The sequence below is a fragment of the Actinopolymorpha sp. B11F2 genome, from assembly GCF_040195635.1.
Classification (GTDB): domain Bacteria; phylum Actinomycetota; class Actinomycetes; order Propionibacteriales; family Actinopolymorphaceae; genus Thermasporomyces.
Genome location: NZ_JBEFTX010000018.1, coordinates 15,697 through 32,067, shown reverse-complemented (window position 1 = coordinate 32,067; position 16,371 = coordinate 15,697). Strand labels below are relative to the sequence as shown.

The following is a 16,371-nucleotide window of genomic DNA, read 5'->3' as shown; positions in this document are numbered from 1 at the left end:
GCCCGGCGGACGGCATACCGACGTCTGGTCGCCGAAGGCCAATCGGATTGCATGAACGCGGAAGGCAGCCGGGATTTCGGCATTGCACCGTTTCGGTCTACGCCTGTTCGAAGGCGCATCGAGCGTAGCCCGTTTCGACGTACGCAAATGGCGTGTCAGACCAAACAGCGGTGAGTGCCACGGAGGCCGGGCCGCTGGCCAGCCGAGTCGGGCCAGGCCGCCGTTGCCTTGATGGGGGCGCGTGTCATCGCGGAGCGAACCTGGACCTGACCAGCTGCGGTCGTTCCGCCTTGACTAAGGCGCTCAGAGTTCGATGGGCTGCATCCTCGCCGCGTGTGCCGGCAGAGAGTGGGTGCGGAGGTGGGGGGCCAGTGGTGGCGGCGGTTGTGGGCGTACTGCCGAGCCCATCCGACGACGATCTTCCTGTCTCTGCTCGGCGGTATCGGCGGGACCGTCATTCCCGCGTTCACGCCGCTCGTCGTCCGCCAGGTCGTCGACGAGGTGATCCTGGCCCACCGCTCTCCGCTCGCCCCGTGGCTGATCCTGTTGGTCGCGGCCGGCGTCGCCCGCTTCGGGCTGAGCATGCTGCGCCGCTACTACGCGAGCCAGCTCGCCAACCGGGTCGGCTACGCGCTGCGTACCGACCTCTTCGCGTCCCTGCAAAGGCTGGACGGGCACCAGCAGGACCGGCTGCGGACGGGCCAGGTCGTGAGCCGCAGCACGTCGGACGTGGCGATGATCGAGCGGTCGATCGAGACCGCGCAACAGCTGGTCACCAACCTCGTGTGGTTCGTGATGGCCCTCGTCATCATGCTCGTGCTCGCCCCGACACTGTCGCTCGTGGCGCTGGTGATGCTGCCGGTGCTGTACCTGGTGGCCCGCCGCGGCAACGCCGTGCTGTTCCCGTCGTCGTGGGACTACTCGCACCAGTCCGGCCGGGTGGCAGCCGTGGTCGAGGCGGCGGTGACGGGTGTGCGGGTCGTGAAAGGGTTCGGCCAGGAGGGGCAGGAGCTCGCGAAGCTGGAGGCAGCGGCGAGTGCGCAGTTCAGGTCGGGGATCAGGCGGACACGGTTCACGAGTACGTATGTACCGGCGCTGACCGCGATTCCCGCGGTGGGGCAGGTGGGCGTGCTCGCGCTCGGAGGCTGGCTCACCCTGCGCGGCGACATCACGCTCGGGACGTTCCTCGCGTTCGCGAGCTACCTCGCGCTGATGGTGGCGCCTGTACGGACGTTCGTCGGGCAGTTCGCCCAGTGGAACACCACCAGGGCGGCGGTCGTCCGGGTCCTGGAGATCATCGACGCAAGGCCCACGATCACCGACGCGCCCGATGCCGATATAGCGCCGCAGGGCGCGGTGCCGGTCGAACTCGACGACGTGACGTTCGGATACGACCCCGACCACCCTGTCCTCAGGGGCGTGTCGTTGCGGGTGGAGCCGGGTGAGTCACTTGCCCTGGTGGGAGGCACCGGGTCCGGGAAGTCGACCGTCGCCCTGCTGCTCGCCCGCCTCTACGACCCACAGGGTGGCGCGGTCAGCCTCGACGGTCGCGACATCCGCGCGCTCACGATCGGGTCGCTGCGCGCGCGGATGGGCACCGTGCTGGAGGAGAGCTTCCTGTTCTCCGACACCGTCCGCGCGAACATCGCGTTCGGCCGGCCCGACGCGACCGACGCCGAGGTCCGCGCGGCCGCGCGTGCGGCGGAGGTGGACGGCTTCGTCAACGGCCTCGCCGACGGCTATGACACGGTGGTGGGGGAGCGGGGTCTCACCCTCTCCGGCGGCCAGCGGCAGCGCATCGCCCTGGCCCGCGCGCTCCTGACCGACCCGCGGCTGCTGGTGCTCGACGACGCCACGTCGGCCGTCGACGCGGGGGTCGAGGCCGATATCCACGCCACGCTGCGACGGGTGATGCGGGGACGTACGACCCTGCTCATCGCCCACCGGCACAGCACCCTGCAGCTCGCGGACCGGATCGCGGTCCTGCACCACGGCGAGGTCGTCGACGTGGGGACTCACGCCGAGCTGCTGGCCCGATGCCCGCGGTACCGCCTGCTGCTGTCGGGACACGACGAGGAGATCGGCGGACGCGACGACGAGGAGATCGGCGGACGCGAGGACGACGCCGCCCGCGAGTCCGTCGACCCGTGGTCCACCCCACCGCCCGCCGAGACCGAGGGGCTGTTCGACGGCGCGGCGCTCCCCGCCGACCAGGCGGCCCGGGTCGCCGCCCTCCCGCCGCCGCCGTCGGCCGCCTCGCCGGACCTCGACCTGGAGGAGTGTCGGCGGCTCGACCAGGACCTACGCCTGCGACGGCTGCTCAGGCCGTTCGCCGCGGCCCTTGCGGTCTCGCTGGTCCTTCTGGCCCTGGACACCGCTGCGCAGCTCGCCATTCCGTGGCTGACGCGTGCCGTCATCGACCGCGGTGTCACCCCGGGCCAGGTGCACGTTGTCTTCCTGCTGTCCGGTGTGGCCCTTGGCGTCGTGGTCGCCGACTGGATCGTCCGGACCGGGCAGGAGCGGCTGACAGGACGTACGGGTGAGCGGGTGCTGCTGTGGCTTCGCGTCAAGCTGTACGCCCAGCTGCAGCGGCTCGGTATGGACTTCTACGAACGCGAGCGCGCAGGTCAGCTCATGACCCGGATGACGAGCGACATCGAGGCGGTCAAGACGTTCATCCAGACCGGCCTGGGTCAGGCGGTGGTCGCCGTGATGACGTTCGTGGGGGTGCTGGTCGTCATGGCCACCATCGACGTGGGTCTCACCGCGGCCGTGGCGGCGATGTGCCTGCCGCTCGCGGCGGCGGCGCTGCTCTACCGCAGGTACTCGCGGCGGGAGTACGAGACCGCGCGGCGACGCCTCGGCGAGCTCAACGCGACCTTCCAGGAGAACGTCGCCGGAATCCGCGTGGCGCAGTGCTACGGCCGCGAAGAGGTCACCATCGAACGGTTCGGTACGGTCGCCTCGGACTACCGCGCAGCGCAGCTGCGGGCCCAGATGTGCATCGCGCTCCTGCTGGCGTTCGGGTGGGCGGTGGTGGAGTTCACCACCGCGCTCGTGCTCGGGGTCGGCGCCCACCGGATCGCTGGGGGCACACTCACGGTGGGCGGCATGGCCGCGGTCATGCTCTACGCCACCATGCTGTTCGCTCCGGTCCAGCAGATGTCGGGGATCTTCGACAGCTACCAGCGGGCCCGGGTTGGTCTGCGCCGGGTGGCCGAGGTCCTCGACACACCGGTCTCCACGCCCTCGGCTGCGCACGCCCGCGCGCCAGACAGTCTCGCTGGCGAGGTGTCCCTCGAGAACGTGCGGTTCGGCTACGGAGGTGCCGACGATGCCGTACGCGACGTGACGCTGCGGATCGCCCCGGGCGAGACGGTCGCCCTGGTGGGGGAGACCGGCGCCGGCAAGTCGACGCTGATGAAGCTGGTCGCCCGGTTCTACGACCCGACGGCGGGAAGCGTCCGCGTCGACGGGAACGACCTCACCCAGCTGGACCTGCCGTCGTACCGCCGGCGGCTCGGCGTCGTACCGCAGGAGACGTACCTCTTCTCGGGCACGGTACGAGACGCGATCTCCTACGCCCGACCGGACGCCTCCGATGCAGACGTCGAGGCCGCGGCCCGGGCCGTCGGCGCCCACGAGATGATCTGCGCCCTGCGCTACGGCTACCTCCACCCTGTCGGCGAGGGCGGCGGCGGACTGTCGGCGGGCCAGCGGCAACTGCTCGCCCTCGCTCGGGCCCGGCTCGTCGAACCCGACATCCTGTTGCTCGACGAGGCCACCGCGGCACTGGACCTGGCGAGCGAGGCCGCCGTCAACAACGGCATGGCCCAGCTGGCCACCACACCGACCACGATGGTCATCGCCCACCGTCTCACGACCGCGCAGCGAGCCGACCGGATCGTCGTCATCGACCGCGGCGCGGTCGTCGAGCAAGGGACGCACGACGACCTGGTCGCCGCGGACGGCACCTACGCCAGACTCTGGCGCAGCTTCACCGGCAGCGACTATCCGGCCCATCTCCCTTAGTCGCCTGGTGAGCCGGTGAGGGGAGATCGATGTTCGCGCTGCTGCGTTTCTCGATAGCGGTGACCCCACGGGCTGGTGGGGGGTTGCTGGCGTTGGCGATCCTGAGCGCGCTGACCAGTCTCGCCGTGACCGTGCTGATCGGTCAGGTCGTGGGTGCGACTCCGGCGTTCGTGGCCGGTGGTCCGGGTGGTTCGTCGCCGACGGCCTTCGCGCTGTTGGTGGTCGCGTTGGTCTTCGTGTTCACGGTCGACGGTGTGCTGACCGTGGTGTCGAGCATGGTGACGACGCGACTGACGTACGACGCTGATCTCGTCATCAATCGAGCGATCTCGGCGACGATGACGGCGTCCCCGAGGATCGGCCACCTGGAGTCGACGGTGGTGGCGGATGAGTCTCGGCGGGCTCGGGGAATCGGGAACCGTGCGGTCTGGGTGGGGTTGATCGCGCTGGCGGAGCTTGTTCGTTCGCGGCTGCTGGCGATCGGTGCGGCCGTGGTTGTGGGGGCGTTGTTCTCGTGGCCGGTCGCCGTTCTGCTGTTGTCGACCACTGGCTTGGTCGAGTGGTGGTCGGCGCGGATGTCGGCCTCGGAGGAGTTGACGTGGCGCGGGGGGACCCGGTCCGGTCGGGAAGCCGACTATGCGTACGAGCTGGGGATGGGGACGGCGGCCAAGGAGCTGCGGGTGTTCGGTTTCGCGCCCTGGCTGATGGACCGGTTTGTGCGTGACTGGCGGGCCGGGATGGTGCCACTGTGGCGAGTCCGCCGGACGGCGACGCTGCGGACCATGGCGGTGTATGCGGCTCACCTTGGTGCGTTGGCGGTCGCTGTCTGGGTGCTGGTGCGGGATGTGAACGCGGGGTCGCTGGGGTTTACCGAGGTCGCGACCGTGCTGACCGCGTTGTTGCGGCTTGCGATGTCGGCCAACGGCGCCGGTGCCGCTTCGATGGAGCGGGCGACGTCGGCGTTGCGGGCGCTGTACCGGCTGCCGGGGACGGCGTTGGCGGTGCGGGAGGGCACGTACCGAGCCGGCGGAACCGAGGGAGCGCCGGCAGCGCGGGTGTCCGGGCCTGCCGTGGTGGACCCGCCGCGCCCGCCGTCGGGTCCACCGGAGGTGCGGTTGGAGGACGTGTGGTTCCGGTACCCGGGCTCTGACGTCGATGTGCTGCGCGGACTGGATCTGCGGATCGGCGCCGGCGAGGCGATCGGGCTGGTGGGGTTGAACGGCGCGGGCAAGTCGACGTTGGTGCATCTGTTGGCGGGCGCGTACCAGCCGACCGCAGGGCGGGTCACCGTGGACGGGGTGGATCTGGCCGAGCTGGATGATCACGAGCTGGCGGCATGGCAGCGCCGGCTGGCGCCGGTCACCCAGGAGTTCCTGCGGTTGCCGCTGACCGCGGCGGAGAACGTGACCTTCGCCGAAGCAGCGGCCCGGAAGCAGTTGGCCGCGGTGGCGGCGACCGCGGGAGCCGACGGTGCAGTGGCGAACCTGCCGCGGGGTTGGGACACGATGCTGGACCGTTCGGTCACCGATGGCGGGGAGCTGTCGGGCGGGCAGTGGCAGCGGCTGGCGCTGGCGCGCGCCCTGTACGCGGTGAACGACGGCGCCGGGATGCTGGTGCTCGACGAGCCCGCGGCGGCCCTGGATGTCCGGTCCGAGGCGGAGCTGGTGGACCGCTACCTCAGGCTCGCCACCGGCGTGACCTCGCTCCTGATCTCGCACCGGTTCTCGGTGGTGCGTAACGCCGACCGGATCTGCGTTCTGGAAGCGGGCGTGATCGGCGAGCACGGAACACACGACGAGCTGCTGGACGCGGGCGGTCGTTACGCGGCGATGTTCACGCTGCAGGCGGCGCGGTACGTGGGAGGCGAGCTGTGATGCGTGAGCGGTGGGGCTCGCTGGTGGTCCTGGTGCGCCTCACGGTCGCGGCGTCTCCGCTGTTGGCTGCGACCGAGTTGCTGCTCGTGGTGGCGATGGCCGTCTCGGGGCCGTCGCAGGCCTACGGCGTGGCCCGGGTGGTGAACGCCGTTTCCGGGCACGGCTCGGTAACGGTGGGCGCGGCAATCCTGTTCGGAGCACTCGCGGTCGCGTTCGGTGGTCTGGTCCTTTCCGATGCCGTACGGCATCGGCTCGAGGACGGGATCGAGATCGGGTTACAGCGCGAACTGCTGGACCTGGCCACCACACCGCCCGGGATCGCCCACCACGAGCAGCCCGAGATCGCCGACCGGTTGGGTGCCGCTCGGGATGAGTTCCGCCGCCTGAAAGGGACCGCGGGCACCATCGGCAGCGGGTTGGCGGTCCTGGTCAGTATCGTCACCGTGCTCGTCCTGCTCGCGGGCATCCACCCGCTGCTGTTGACGCTGCCCCTGCTGGGTCTCCTGCGACTGTGGGCGACGGCCCACGGCGCCAGGCAGTTTCGGCATGCGATCACCGCGACCATGGAGTACAACCGGCGCCAGGCCAGCTTGTTGGATATCGTCAGCCACCCCGGGCACGGCCTGGAAGTACGCGCGTTCGGGTTGCGTGGACTGCTCACCGACAAGATCGCGGAGCAGTTCCGCTCGCAGAACGGCCCGCGTTGGCAGGCCATCCGGCAGGGCAAGCTGCTGGAGATCGCCGCTCGCGTACTCTTCGGCCTCGCCTACGGTGGCGCGATCGTGTTCGTCCTGTGGCTCGCACGGGCAGGACGCGCGACGCCCGGAGACGTGGTGATGGTGCTGCTCCTCGCACCGCAGACCGACCAGGCCGCACAACGACTCTCCGACTCCGTACGGGTGTTCATCGGCCTGCTGGACGTCGCCGGACACATCCAATGGCTGCGGCGGTACGGCGACGAGCAGGCCGCGTGGGCCGGATCCGACGAGCCCCCCACCGCTCTGCGGAGCGGAATCGAGCTCCAGAACGTGTCCTTCGCCTATCCGGGAACGGCCCACCCGGTGCTACGCGAACTCAACGTGCATCTCCCAGCGGGCAGCACCGTCGCCCTTGTCGGGGACAACGGCGCAGGGAAGACCACCGTGGTGAAACTGCTGGCCCGGCTCTACGACCCCACGGGCGGCACCATCCTCGTCGACGGCACCGACCTCCGCACGATCGACCACCAGGCGTGGCGCCACCGGATCTCGGCCGGATTCCAGGACTTCGTACGGTACGAATACACAGCCCGCGAAGCCATCGGGCTCGGCGAACCCACTCGACTGGACCGGCCCGACCACCCAGGTCCACCAACGGCACCGCATGTTCGTACGGATGACGATGCTGGCTATGACGTGGCCATCGACGCCGGCGACGCCCGTGCCGTGATCGACCAGCTCCCCGACGGTCTGGACACTCGGCTGGGCGGACGGTTCGGCGGCACCGACCTCTCCGGCGGCCAGTGGCAACGACTTGCACTCGCCCGTGCCTTCCTGCGCGAACGTCCATTGCTGGTGCTGCTCGACGAACCCGCGGCCGCGCTCGACCCCGAATCCGAACACGCCCTTCTGGACCGGTTCAACGCCGCATCCGCTGCCACCCGCGCCTCGGGCGGCATCACCCTCCTGGTGTCACACCGGCTCTCCACCGTACGGATGGCGGACCTCATCCTCGTTTTCGACAACGGCGAACTCACCGAGTCCGGCAGCCACGACGAACTCATGGCCACCGGAGGGCCTTACGCCGAGCTCTTCGCGCTCCAAGCCAGCGCCTACCAATAGAACGACACCGAGCTGTGCCTTCGGCGTCAGTCTCGGTGGGCGGGTGTGTCGGGAACGGGGCGGGGGTCGCCTGACGCCACCTGTCGGTCTCGTCGGGGCCGGACGCGTAGGAGTGTCCGGGCGGCCAGGACGCCGGCGAGCACGGCGATGAGGATCATGACAAACGCTGGAGCGCCGAGTCGCTCCACGCCCGCGGCCAGCCGGTGCTGGACGTAACCGGCGGCATCGATGAGGGGATCGGCCGCTGGGACGCCGCGATAGGTGCGTACCTCGTACCAGCCGTAGTAGGCGACGTAGAGCCCTGCCGTCAGGAGCAGCGCTCCGCCGAGGCGGGGCACCAGCCGGCCCACGCGGCGGATCCGGCCGAGGAGTGATGTCTGGGCGAGGGCAACGGCGACCGCGGCCACACCCACGACCAGCCCCATACCGGCCGCGTACGCGGCGAACAGCGCGAACCCGTCGGCGGTGGATCCGGCGCGGAAGCTGGTCACGACGATCGCCAGGAACGGACCGATCGTGCAACCGAGCGAGGCCACCGCGTACGCGGCGCCGAAGGTCACCATCGACCGGACGCTTCCGGTCACCGCCGCACCCCGCCTCAATCTGGGCGCCGGGAGGTCCCGGCCGGCCAGCAGCCAGCCACCGGCCGCGGCGACCAGCAGACCGAGCACGATGGTGAACCACGGCAGGTGAGCCTGGACGCCTCCCGCGACCGGGGCGACCGCGAGTCCGAACGCACCGAACACCGCGACGAAGCCCACCGACATCGCGGCCGTCAGTCCGAGCGCCCGGACGACCGCCGGCCCTCGTCCCGCTGGGTGGTGACCGAGCACCAGCAGCGACAGGTAGGCCGGCAACAGCGCGAACCCGCACGGATTCACCGCGGCCAGCATGCCGGCCGCCACGGCAACGGCGAGGGGCAGCTCCGTCATGTCAGGCCTGTGGGGTCAGCCGGTGAGTGCGTCGACGCGGGAGGCGAGGTCGGACGGTTCGAGGTAGCCCTTGAAGGCGACCTCGCCGTCTGCGTCGAGGAGGACGAAGGTCGACTGCGCAGTGACGCCGAACCGCTTCCACACGGCGCCCTTCTCGTCGGACAGGTGCCTCATCCCCTGGACACCTGTACGGGTCACGAACTCCTCCATCGCCGCCGCCTGGTCCAGCCCGGCGACCCCGACGACATTGACCTTCCCGTCGTAGGCCTCGGCAAGCTTCGTGACGGTGGGTGCCTGCCCCACGCAGGTCGGGCACCACGGAGCCCAGAACCACAGCACCGTCGGCCTACCCGCCAGGCTCCGCCCGTCGAACGTGTCACCGTCCAATGTGTGCGCGGTGAATCCCAGCGTGGCTGACGCCTGCGCCGGTGTCGCTTCGGTCCCCGACCTGGCCTTCGCGTCGGCGCCGGCGGCGGTCGGCGTGGCCGTCGACCGGGTGGGCGCGGCGTCGACGCGCGGGCTCTGGGTTCCGCAGGCGGTGACGACTGCGCCGACAACGACGAGGACGAGCAGAGCTGCCCGGGTGCGCATCACTAACCTCCATGAACTGGCCCAAGCCCTGTCGAGAGCGACATGCATCGACCTGGCAGTTCCTCCACGGCCCGTGACAACCTGGCATGCCCGCTGACTTCCGCACTGTAACCGTGCTCACCGTTCGAGGGCAGGCTGCCGCGTCCACCGCTGTCTCGTACCTGCTGCCCGATGAAGGGACTCCTGGTGGGCGATGATGGTGGCATGCCTGTCGATGTCACCACCGAGATCGTGATCGAGCGCCCGTGTGAGCAGGTCGCCGCCTACGCCGGCGACCCGTCCCACGCACCCGCGTGGTACGCCAACATCAACTCGGTGCGCTGGCAGACGCCACCGCCGGTTGGTGTGGGCTCGCGGATGGATTTCGTGGCCCGGTTCCTCGGCCGAACGCTCGCCTACACCTACGAAGTCGTCGACTACGGCCCGGACCGGCTGGTCATGCGTACCGCGCAGGGACCGTTCCCGATGGAGACCACCTACACCTGGCACTCCGCGGGCGCCGCCTCCACCCTTATGACGTTGCGGAACCGCGGTGAGCCGGCCGGGTTCGCCAAGGTCGCCGCACCGATGATGGCGGCGGCGATCCGGCGCGCCAACCAGAAGGACCTGGCCACGCTCAAACAGATCCTGGAGTCGTCATAGAACGGCAGCTCCGCTCAGGTACTGGGACCGTAGAACGCGGCGATGTCCTGGGAGGTGGCCCATCGGCTGTAGGTGGATGACTGCGGCCAGCCTTCGGGGGAGTCCTGCCACTCCTCCTGCCGGCCGTACGGCAGGATGTCGATCAGTGGGAAGCTGTGGCTGAGCTGCTCGGTGCCACGGCCGTTGGTGTGCCAGGTGCGATAAACGGTGTCGCCGTCGCGCAGGAACACGTTGACGGCGAATCCGCCGCCGGGCGGCGCGCCGACGTCAGTGCCGAAGGGACTGTTCGCCGTGGAGTACCACGTCATCGTGTTCCCGACTCGTCGTTTGTAGGCGAGTGCCTCGTTGATCGGACCCTGCGTGACGATGACGAACCGGGCGTCGTAGTTGTCCAGGAACTCGAGCCGGGTGAACTGTGAGGTGTACCCGGTGCAGCCGCCGCACTGCCACTGCTCGCCGGGGAACCACATGTGGTTGTAGACGATCAGCTGTGACCTACCGTCGAAGATGTCCACGAGCCGGACCGGTCCCTGCTCGCCCTCGAGGGTGTAGTCGGGCATCTTGACCATCGGCATTCGGCGACGTTGCGCGGCGATCGCGTCGAGCTCCCGGGTCGCGGCCTTCTCCCGGTCACGCAGTGCATCGAGTTGGTGTTGCCAGGTGTCGGCGTCGACGATCTGCGGCAGTGCGTTGGCAGTCATGAGGCTCCTCGAAATGATCATCAGTGTCCACGGAAGGTGGCTCACAGGTAGAGAGACCGTGCCCGGTCGCGGAACTCATCGGTGCCAGGGCAAAAGGTGTGCTCGACGCCTGGAGTCGGCCTCGCTCGGACTGCACCAGTGGGGCCGGCGGACCAGCCGAGGAAAGGGCCGCCACAAGAGGACTCTAATCCGCGGACGAGGTTTCGATTTGCGGAGCTTCTGGCATGTGGTGGGGGACTGTTGCGAGTTGCCCCGCTCTGCCCGACGTTCCGCCGGAACGGTCCCGGGCTGCTGGGGGCGACCTCACGAAACGAGGATGACCATGGCTCGCCCCTGGATGACGTTGCTGGCGGGTCTCGCAGGCACGCTCGTCGTCGCCGGCGTCTCCGGCGTCTCCGGCGCCGCCGCCGACCCCGTCGCTTCGTCCCACCACACCACAGGAACCCACGAGGTCGCCGGTGCCGCATCCGGCAGGCCCACAGTCTCGATGGTCACCCTTGTCACCGGCGACCGGGTACGGATCACCACCCAGGCTGACGGGTCGCGGACTGTGGTCCCCACGCCGCTGCCGGGCCGCGTGGCGCGGCCGTACAGCATCCGCTACCAGGGCACCGCGATCGAGGTCGTCCCCTCCGACGCGCGGCCGCTGCTGCGGTCGGGGCGGCTTGACCCGCGCCTGTTCGACGTCGCGGGCTTGATCGCCGCCGGCTACGACGACGCGTCGACGAAGGTGCTCCCGGTCGCCGCCCGACACGCACCCGGCCGGGGCGCGGTGGCGGGTCACGCCGACGGAGCCACCCTGGCGGGGCAGGAGACCACGGGGAACTCGACGCCGCTCGCTGTCCGCAAGAAGGATGCGGCGGCGTTCTGGCGTTGGCTCACCGGACCGAAGCCGGCCGAGGTGGGTACGCCCCGCCCTGTCGGCGGAGCGCTCACGGCCGGTGTCGAGAATCTGTCCCTGCGCCTCCGACCGTCGGCAGTCCGCCCGGCGACCCAGCCATCTGGCGCGACCACGGACGCCGGTGCACCGGCGCGTGGCAGCGGGGCGCACCCGCACGCCCGAACGGCAGCCGGTCCCCAGGCGGCGACGTACAGCGTCCTGCTGCGGATCATCGACCGCAACGGGCATCTGCTCACCAGCCTCGACGAGGGCTTCATCACCCAGCCGGTGGTCCTCAACCTCGACACCGAGGACATCTACAACCTGGAGCCCCGAAAGACCGGCGTGGGCGCCCAGGTGCCCCCCGGCAGGTACAGCTTCGGCGAGATCATCGTGACCGCACACGGATTCAAGCCGACGAGCTACACCGACCTGGCACGCCCCAACTTCACGGTGAACGGCAACCTCACGATGACCCTCGACGCCCGGAACGCGCACGAGGTCACCGCGAGGATCCAGGCGCCGAGCCCGAAGCCGATCGTCACGACGTTCGGGACCGTCGAGCTCTTCGCCGGGCGGCCGTGGACCACGCTGGTCACCATCCCGGCAGGTACGAACTTCCGCGCTTTCGCGAGCACCACGTCCGAGGTGACCGACCGGGCGTACAACTTCGCGATGTTCCAGTCGCTGAGCACCAGTTGGGGCATGTACGACCTGCTCGTCGGCGCACCGCAGCGGATCCCCGCGACCACGTCCTACCAGATCCGCAACGCCGACCTCGCCAAGATCAGGTCCACCTTCTATTCCCCCGGCACCGGCCTCGACCTCGACGGCGTGTACTTCCGCGAGTCCCAGCTGCCGGGTGACGTACAGGTCGGGCTCGGCGGCTTCTACGACACCAGGCTGCCGTCCAAGCAGGTGCACTTCACCAGCCCCACGTTCGGTTCGGAGCCACTGCCGTGGTCGGCGTCCCTGGACGTCGGGCCGAGTCCCCTGGCCCTGAGGTACTCGGAGCTCCGTACGCCGGTGCTCCTGCCCGCTGGGGAGAGCGTCGAGCAGCCGTGGAGTCCGGCCGCCTACCGGCCCGAGGCCAGCGGCGAGCGCAAAGGCGACCAGACGATGAACATCACCTTCGAACCGTTCTCGCCGTCGGTCGACAACAACCGGATCATCTGGTGGGACACGACCGGAATCACCGGCGGAGCCACGCTGAAGGGCACCGGGGTGCCCGCCGACACGGTTGACGCTCCGTTCCTGCTAGAGACCGGTCCGCAGGCCCTGCCGTCGGCGTGGTACACCCTCGACCTCCTGGCGCGGCACACACCTACCTGGTCGAAGTACGCCACCAGCGTGCACGCGTTCTGGAAGTACCAGTGCCACACGCCGAACGTTGTCCACCCGATGAGGCTCCTGAACATCCGGGTCTCCGGCGCGTTCGACGTGTACGGCCGGGCGCCTGCCGATAAGCCGTTCCGGCTCGACCTCACCGTCGACCCGCCCCGGGAAACGGGAACGCCACAGACGGTCGCCCTGTCGGTGTCGTTCGACGACGGGAAGACGTGGAAGGACGTGCCGACCACCCGGGACTCCACCCTCGGCTGGCACGGCATCGTGAACCACCCGAACAAGCCGAACGGATTCGTCTCGGTCCGGGCCAAGACGGTCACCGACCGGTCGTATGTCTTCAGCATGACCACGATCCGGGCGTACGGGCTCGTCGCAGCGACGTCCTGAGAGCCGGGGGGTGGGCGGGTGGCCGACGGGCGCAGTGCCTTTGGTGTAGTACGTCGATCCCGACAGGCCGACACCGGAACAGAGGTCACCCCACGCGATTCCCGGTACGCCACCGGTCGTTCCGGCAGCAACCAATCCCCCCGTCAGGCCCGCGACCGCCAGCAAGGCGGCCCCACACCCGACGTGATCTCACGTTGAGTCCTCTATTCCTTTAAGAAATGTCCGATTTGAATGGAAAAGGACAGAGGTAGGGACTTTCTGGCCCTTTCTTATCGGTTCGCTCCAGTCCTCGATGTTCAAATGTGGCGGAGGGATTTGGGCAAAAGCGGCAAAAGCAGCGGCCCTGCGTAGCTGTCCGGAAGAGACCGAAGGTCGTCGAAGGGGCGGATCTGCGAGGTTCCGGCGCAGGGCCGTCGGGCGTGGTGTAGAAATACGCCCAGTTTGAGCTGACGGGGGAATCGTCATCATTGGGGTGGGGAGTCTTCCATGTCTGCTCGGTGCCGGCCTGTCGAAACTGCAGTGTGCTTGAAGCCGACGACGTGTCGCAGCCTCTACCGTCGTAGGTTCTCCGACGGGCTGCGCGACCGCGTGCCGATCGCCGGTGCCGGATCCACCGTTTCGGCTGAGGCGGTGGTGGCGTGTGAGGGCGCCGTGTGAGCTGGACACCGGATCGGGCTCGAACCGGTCGGGGTTGTCGAGGCGGGCGGTGTTGTCGGCTGGTCTGCTGGTTGCCGGGTGTGGCCAGGTGCCGCGGCCGACCATCCGGACGATCAGCCGCGAGGTCGGCGGCGATCCCGTGGTTCGGGAGTTTCGGGAGATCCTCGACCGTCGGGTGAAGGCTCTCCGAAACGATGACGAGAGGACGTTCCTGGCCGACCTTGACGAACGGAACGACCGGCTTGTCAGGAGCCAGAAGTTGCTCTTCGCCAACCTGCGGCAGTTCGAGTTCACCAGGTTCGACTACGTGACGGAGCAGACCACCCATGTGCAGGACGGTGCGCTCATACGTTTCGTCCCGGTCCTGCAGATCACCCAGCTCACCACCGACGCCGGACCTGGTGGGGTCGCACCCGCGGAGACGTTCCAGTACACACTGGTCCCGCGGTACGACAAGCTGTTCATCACAGAGATCGACGGCGTGACCACGGATGCGGAACAGATAGCCCATGGTCCGAAGGCAAATGCGCCGTGGAACTTCACCCGCCTGCAGGTGATTCGAGCGGGGAAGGTCTGGCTCGCCGGCGATTCGAGCGTCACCGATCTCGACCGCTACGCTTCCGTGGCGAAGGCCCACCTCCATGACGTTGAGGCCCTGTGGGGAGATCGGATCAGGTTTCCCGGCCATCTGCTGTTCTTCACGCGGAACACCAAGAACATGAAGAAGTGGTTCGGCCTCGGCTCGTTCGCCGGCTTCAGCTCCGCGCTCGAGGGCGTCGAGATTCCGTTACAGGGCGTACGGCGGAACGGGCAGGTCTACAGCGGCCAATACGCGGGCTCGCGGATCGTGGTCAACCTTCGAGTCGCGGAGGCGTGGAACGACGATCCGGAACTGGTGATGCGGCACGAGTTGGCACACGCGGTTTCCGCCCGGGCGACAAGTGTCGCAGGCAGTTCCGGCAACCTGGTGGTGTCCGCGCCTCGGTGGGCGATGGAGGGCTTCGCCCGATGGGTGGAGACCGTCGACAATCCAAGCCGGATGGACTATCTGCGCTACGTCGTACGGGTCGCGGTAGCCGCCGGAAAGTTCTCCGGAAAGCCACCGCGCCTGGAGGACTTCTTCTCAGAGGACGTCGTCTTCAGCTATGACATCGGCGCCTCGGTCTTCGTCTACGTCGAGCAGATGAAAGGGCGGGAGGCCGTGGTCGAGTTCTACGCCAGCCTGATCGCGCACAGCGAGCCTGCGGACGCACCGTTGGTCGACGAACCTGCCTTCGACCGAATCTGCCAGCAGTTGATGGGCATCAGAGGACCTGCGTTCCTCCAGCAGTGGGCCGACTTCGTTCGTAGGGGGGCGATATGACGGAAACCCCGCGGGCCCACACCAGCCAACGCGGACACCCTGGATCGGACGGACATGGCCTGCCGCACGGGCAGCCAGCGTCGCACGGAGATTCGGGGCCGTACGGACACCCTGGGCCGTACGGACGCCCTGGGCCGTACGGAGGTCAGTGGCAGCCGCTTCAGGGCCAGTGGCCGGGGCCGGGCGGGCAGTGGCCGCATCCATCCGTTGCGCGCGTCGTACCTGATGCTGTCCCCGCCCGTCGACCGCTCCGCCGCCGAACGGGCCGCATCGTCGCCACCACCATCCTGGCTGGCCTGTTCGCCTTCACCGCGGGCGGGATTGGTGGGTACGTCGCCGCGAGCAGGCTGACACCTCAGTTCGGGCCCACACACTGTGTCGGTTCTGCCAAGGCCTGCATACCGGAACTCGACGCCGCGAGTGTCATCGGCACGTTGAAGGCGCAGGGCCACACGTGCACGACGTCCGCCGACAACCGAAACTGCGTGCTGCAGATCGGCCTCACGCAGTACGCCTTCACCCTGGAGATGGTCGGCGGTCAGATCCACACGTACTCGGCACAAGTCAGCACGGTGATCGACGGTGCGCCCAGCAGCGAAACGACCCAGCCCGGCAAGGCGGCCATCTCCTACCTGGAGTGGTCAGCCCACCTCCCCTATGCACATGAGCCGGAGTTCGAAGCACAGATCAACACGTGGCTACACCGGCAGGTAAAGTCCCGCGCCACGGCAGTGGCCGACGTCGGAGGTTACAGGTACGAGATCGATGCCACAGCAGGGAACATCGTCGACCTCGACGTGGACGCGGTGATTCGACGATGACCACGCCAGCCTCCCCGCAGTGGCGGCCGCGACCACACCGCACGACGCCGGCACGGCCACCGCATCGGGAGCCGCCGCCACCGCCACCGCAGCTCGCAGGGCGGCACGAGCCGCAATGGGCGCCGCAGCCACCGCGGGAGCCGCCACCGCGGACGTGGGAATATCAGCCGCAATGGGGAATGCAGCCTCCGCTGTCGCCCAGCCCGCAGCCGCATCGTTCGTACCCGCCCGCACAAGGCTTCCCGCGGCGGCGCCGGCGACCGGCGATGGTGGTTGCGCTCGTGTTCATGGTGCTCGTGGCCGGGGGAACAGGGGCTGCGATCG

General features: G+C 69.0%; 10 protein-coding genes. 7 read left to right on the top strand and 3 right to left on the bottom strand.

Translation table 11 applies throughout. From position 1 onward, the window contains the following. Positions 1 to 333 precede the first annotated feature (333 nt). From ABN034_RS26835 to ABN034_RS26825, 3 genes are read left to right on the top strand one after another with little or no spacing between them, the layout of a single operon-like run. Positions 334 to 4,032 (top strand): ABC transporter ATP-binding protein, encoded by a 3,699-nt coding sequence (locus tag ABN034_RS26835; RefSeq protein WP_349693756.1) that lies wholly within the window; start codon positions 334 to 336, stop codon positions 4,030 to 4,032. Positions 4,033 to 4,061: 29 nt separating this feature from the next. After that, on the top strand, positions 4,062 to 5,906 hold the full coding sequence (locus ABN034_RS26830) for an ATP-binding cassette domain-containing protein (RefSeq protein WP_349693755.1): 1,845 nt from the start codon (positions 4,062 to 4,064) through the stop codon (positions 5,904 to 5,906). Continuing rightward, complete coding sequence (locus ABN034_RS26825) at positions 5,906 to 7,726, top strand: ABC transporter ATP-binding protein (protein WP_349693754.1); 1,821 nt, start codon at positions 5,906 to 5,908, stop codon at positions 7,724 to 7,726. Before ABN034_RS26830 ends, ABN034_RS26825 begins: the two co-directional genes overlap by 1 nt. Positions 7,727 to 7,752: 26 nt before the next feature. On the opposite strand, the gene ABN034_RS26820 is transcribed toward ABN034_RS26825, so the two are convergent. Beyond that, positions 7,753 to 8,658: a cytochrome c biogenesis CcdA family protein gene (locus ABN034_RS26820; RefSeq protein ID WP_349693753.1), complete on the bottom strand. Its 906-nt coding sequence runs from the start codon at positions 8,656 to 8,658 to the stop codon at positions 7,753 to 7,755. Between the two features lie 15 nt (positions 8,659 to 8,673). Beyond that, positions 8,674 to 9,249, bottom strand: coding sequence for a TlpA family protein disulfide reductase (locus tag ABN034_RS26815; protein ID WP_349693752.1), 576 nt, complete (start codon positions 9,247 to 9,249; stop codon positions 8,674 to 8,676). A 204-nt stretch (positions 9,250 to 9,453) separates the two neighbouring features. On the opposite strand from ABN034_RS26815, the gene ABN034_RS26810 reads away from it, so the two are divergent. Next, complete coding sequence (locus ABN034_RS26810; protein ID WP_349693751.1) at positions 9,454 to 9,891, top strand: SRPBCC family protein; 438 nt, start codon at positions 9,454 to 9,456, stop codon at positions 9,889 to 9,891. Positions 9,892 to 9,905: 14 nt separating this feature from the next. Here ABN034_RS26810 and ABN034_RS26805 read toward each other — a convergent pair whose 3' ends face one another. Beyond that, the gene (locus ABN034_RS26805) at positions 9,906 to 10,592 is read right to left on the bottom strand and encodes a DUF899 domain-containing protein (protein ID WP_349693750.1); all 687 of its coding nucleotides are present in this window, start codon (positions 10,590 to 10,592) and stop codon (positions 9,906 to 9,908) included. Positions 10,593 to 10,914: 322 nt separating this feature from the next. Here ABN034_RS26805 and ABN034_RS26800 point away from each other — a divergent pair, with 322 nt between their 5' ends. From ABN034_RS26800 to ABN034_RS26790, 3 genes are all read left to right on the top strand, one after another. Next, positions 10,915 to 13,206 carry a hypothetical protein gene (locus ABN034_RS26800; protein ID WP_349693749.1) on the top strand — a complete coding sequence of 764 codons (2,292 nt, stop codon included), beginning with the start codon at positions 10,915 to 10,917 and terminating at the stop codon, positions 13,204 to 13,206. 745 nt (positions 13,207 to 13,951) lie between these two features. Continuing rightward, a complete protein-coding gene (locus ABN034_RS26795) occupies positions 13,952 to 15,226 on the top strand; it encodes a hypothetical protein (protein ID WP_349693748.1) in 1,275 nt (424 codons plus the stop codon). Between the two features lie 434 nt (positions 15,227 to 15,660). Continuing rightward, positions 15,661 to 16,047, top strand: coding sequence for a hypothetical protein (locus ABN034_RS26790; protein ID WP_349693747.1), 387 nt, complete (start codon positions 15,661 to 15,663; stop codon positions 16,045 to 16,047). Positions 16,048 to 16,371 lie beyond the last annotated feature (324 nt).